This window comes from Methylobacterium sp. Leaf469 (assembly GCF_001424745.1).
Taxonomy (GTDB): domain Bacteria; phylum Pseudomonadota; class Alphaproteobacteria; order Rhizobiales; family Beijerinckiaceae; genus Methylobacterium.
The window spans coordinates 1-2,343 of the sequence record NZ_LMRE01000038.1; the positions used below are offsets into that span (position 1 = coordinate 1).

3 protein-coding genes are annotated in these 2,343 nt (G+C 56.7%); 2 read left to right on the plus strand and 1 reads right to left on the minus strand.

Going from position 1 to position 2,343, the window contains the following annotated elements; genetic code table 11:
* Nucleotides 1-749: hypothetical protein (locus tag ASG60_RS22935; protein ID WP_210168499.1), on the plus strand; the 749-nt coding region annotated here is incomplete at its 5' end.
* Nucleotides 750-913: 164 nt separating this feature from the next.
* On the opposite strand, the gene ASG60_RS22210 is transcribed toward ASG60_RS22935, so the two are convergent.
* Nucleotides 914-1,159, minus strand: coding sequence for a DUF6471 domain-containing protein (locus tag ASG60_RS22210; protein ID WP_082531806.1), 246 nt, complete (start codon nt 1,157-1,159; stop codon nt 914-916).
* Between the two features lie 111 nt (nt 1,160-1,270).
* Between ASG60_RS22210 and ASG60_RS16810 the strand changes: the two genes are divergently transcribed.
* Nucleotides 1,271-2,236 carry an IS1595 family transposase gene (locus tag ASG60_RS16810; RefSeq protein WP_056386777.1) on the plus strand — a complete coding sequence of 322 codons (966 nt, stop codon included), beginning with the start codon at nt 1,271-1,273 and terminating at the stop codon, nt 2,234-2,236.
* The last annotated feature ends 107 nt before the right edge of the window (nt 2,237-2,343 follow it).

Genomic DNA, 2,343 nt, shown 5'->3' on the forward strand with positions numbered 1-2,343 from the left:
GAGGCTCCAGATCAGCCCATTGCGCGTTGCTCAGCATCGTCCCTCCTCCATCAGAGAGACGAAAACGCAAGCCCAGCCAATCTGTTCAGGCGACGACAGGCCCTAGTACTTGGATTGGGCATGAGATTTATGATTTTGCCAAAGGCAAGCTCAAAGATCATGTTTGGGAAGAGGTATATGGAAAAGATGCCTCTAGCCTCTCAGATAAAGACAAACAGGAGATTGCAGAAATTGTTGCTAGGGCACTAAAAGCTAAGGCTGGACAAAAGAACTCTCAGGCGGTTTTTTCTGAGCTTGAGCGGGACACTGCAGTAAAGGGTGCTGCAGTTACCGGATCGACCGCCAAGAAGCCCGTGCATGTTGTCCCAAGGTCTGAATTTCACAGTCGGGGCGGCTACGGTACAATAGAAGAACCTCCTATCCGCAAGCGCACGACTACCGAGCCAATGCAGGTTGTTCTTATCAGTCCTGTGCTTGAGGAGGGTACGAGGCGTTGGAAGTTCAAGTCTGGGAAAACAGAGTTTGGGGCGCCGGTCAAAGACAAGGCATTCATAGCTGCTGTTCTATCCGGTCAATTGCCAATTGTGATGAAAAGCAACGTGCAGATGACCGTTTTGCTGGAAACCGTCGAGGAATACAAAGACAAAGGCTGGTCCCCCACCGAGAGGACCGTACTGAAAGTTTTAAGTGCGCCATCTCAGTTTATGAATAGACAAACAACACTACCTTTTGACAAAAAGGAAAATTGATGCCCACGCCAAACTAATTATAGCTAGCGACCAAGCTGCCGCGTAATTAATTCCACTTAAATAGCTTAAGGCGAGCCAAAGCAAGCCACCAGACAATGCGGCGACTAACCAAGCTCCAGCTTTGGCGCGCAGGCTGCTCATATAATTACTATACACTTGGCTCGTCAGTTATCAAGTGCGATGTTGTGGCATCCTATCGCAGTCAGACACTGTACAAAAAATACCGCTGTAAACTTACCTCTAGCTAGCTTGTTTCGAATATTTGGCTCGGTTTCTTTGACACCAACAGCCGCCAACTTCTCGACTAACTGGGCGTAGGTGACGCCCTTCCTCTTCAGCTCGGCCTTGAGAAGCGCCTTCACGCGCGCGTCCCAATGCTCTTCGACGGGTTCGATGGCGGGTTCGGTCATGCCAATGGCATCCTATGTGATTACGGATGCCATCATACGCGATACGATTTCGCTTGACCATCGGTCAATAATGCCATCATATGCGGTGCATAAGCACTGGACGCGATGGCAATGGCCTCCCACTTCCTCCTCTCCTCAGCCGCTCGGACCCTTTCGCTCAAGGCGATCTACAAGGGCGGCGAGGACGCGGCCTACCAGACCTTCAAGCGCCTTCGCTGGCCTCTGACAGATGGCGAGCCCGTGTGCCCTGCCTGCGGTTGCCTGGATCACTACGACATCAGCACCCGCCGTCGCTTCAAGTGCGCCGGTTGCGGCAAGCAGTTCAGCGTCACGTCGGGCACGATCTTCGCCAGCCGGAAGCTCGCCTTCACGGACCTGTGCGCCGCCGTCGCCATCTTCGTGAACGCCGTGAAGGGTCTGTCAGCGCTGCAACTCGGCCGCGATCTGGACGTGTCCTACAAGACCGCCTTCGTCCTCGCTCACAAGCTGCGCGAGGCGCTTTCGGCTGAGACGGCCGGGCACGGGCTTGAGGGCGAGGTCGAGATCGACGGCGCGTACTTCGGCGGCGTCGTGCGTCCTGAGAACCGTAAGGAGGATCGCAAGGATCGTCGCCTCAAGGCGAACCTGAGCGCTGAGCGCCGGGTCGTCATCGTCATGCGCCAGCGCAAGGGCCGCACCCTGACGTTCATTGCCAAGCGCGAGGCCGAGGGCGTCGCCCTGGCCGAGCAGCACGTCGCGCACGGCTCCAAGGTCTATGCCGACGAGGCGACCCACTGGGACGAGCTTGAGGCCAAGTTCCCCGACGCTGGCCGCATCAATCACTCTGAGGCTTACTCAGCGGACGGCGCCAACACGAACCAAGCTGAGAGCTTCTTCGCTCGCCTGCGCCGCATGGTGGCTGGGCAGCACCATTTCGTGACGGCCCGCTACCTTCACCAGTACGCCGCCGAAGCGGCTTGGAAGGAGGACAACCGTCGCCTCCCGAACGGCGAGGCGTTCAACCGCACGATTGGTCTGACAATGGCTTCGCCTGTCAGCCGTTCGTGGAAGGGGTACTGGCAGCGGCACGGGGCATAAATTGAGCAGCTAGTGCACTGACTCAGACGGATGGTTCAGGGGTTCGGTTGAGAGCGTCGAAGATGGCAGCGGCGGGTTTGGTCCAGACGAAGGGTCTGGGCCTTTGG